At 48.4% G+C, this 566-nt stretch carries 1 protein-coding gene; it reads left to right on the top strand.

What is annotated here, in order from left to right:
* The coding region (locus ACFILL_RS09515) for a hemagglutinin repeat-containing protein (protein WP_375643867.1) at positions 1 to 566 on the top strand (566 nt) is incomplete at both ends.

The following is a 566-nucleotide window of genomic DNA, read 5'->3' as shown; positions in this document are numbered from 1 at the left end:
GTTGGCTCTTCGATAAAATCGGGAGGTGATACCACTGTCATTGCAGGGCAGGATGGCAAACCGCATGATCTTAGCATCACAGGCAGTTCCATTGCGGCTGATGGCAAGGTGGGGCTGAAAGCCAGCAACGATGTCCTGATCAATAATGCAGAGGATAGCTTACATTATGAGATGTCGTACCATAAAGACGGTGGGGTGTTTAGTAGCAGTAAATCTGAGCATAACAAGATGGATGTGCGCCAAGTTGTGGGGTCAAGCATAACAGGGGGTGAAGGCATTGCCATTGACTCAGTAAACAACACGGAAGTTGTAGCCTCGACGCTCGTAGCCGGTAAGGCAGAGGAAACGTCAGGAGAGAAAGCACCAGGAGATCAGAAACAAGTGGATATTACCATTCACTCTGGGGGAAAGATTACTATCAAAAGCGCCCAAGAACACTTGGATCAGCAAGCACAATCGTCATCAAGTGGCTTTTTGCATGAGAAATCTTCCGATACATCTCAATCGCATACCACAACGGTCTCCTCTATCCTTGGGGCAACGGGCAACATCGTGTTAGACGCACA

The organism is Bartonella sp. AP20NXHL (assembly GCF_042196165.1).
Classification (GTDB): domain Bacteria; phylum Pseudomonadota; class Alphaproteobacteria; order Rhizobiales; family Rhizobiaceae; genus Bartonella.
The sequence above is the reverse complement of the archived record's forward strand: the minus strand, read 5'-3'. Positions and strand labels throughout refer to the sequence as shown.